General features: G+C 47.5%; 1 pseudogene. It reads left to right on the top strand.

Annotated elements, in window-relative coordinates:
* Positions 1-379: pseudogene (locus HMPREF2955_RS01255) on the top strand (IS4 family transposase); the annotation flags it as partial.

The raw sequence follows: 379 nt of genomic DNA on the forward strand, positions 1-379 counted from the left end.
GCCGTGGATGGAAGATGGGGTTACATGCGAAGTACGTGATTACCGACAGTTGGTTCACTTGCGAGCAACTTATGGCGTGTGTTAGGAGCATAGGTAAGGGTGCGATGCACTTTGTCGGACTTGCAAAGATGGGAAAGACGAAATACACCGTATCGGGCAGGAGGAAAAATGTTGCAGAACTCATTGCCGCCTATGAACGCGAACGAGGAAAGAACTGTCGTAAGTATAGATGTCGGTATATTCAGCTCAACGGCAACTTAGGAGATGTACCTGTCAGAATCTTCCTCATCAAGTATGGTAGAAACTCCGCATGGAACGTCTTGCTCACCACGGACACTACGATGCCTTTCGTAAAAGCCTTTGAAGTGTATCAGATCAG

It is taken from the genome of Prevotella sp. HMSC073D09 (assembly GCF_001814145.1).
GTDB lineage: Bacteria > Bacteroidota > Bacteroidia > Bacteroidales > Bacteroidaceae > Prevotella > Prevotella conceptionensis.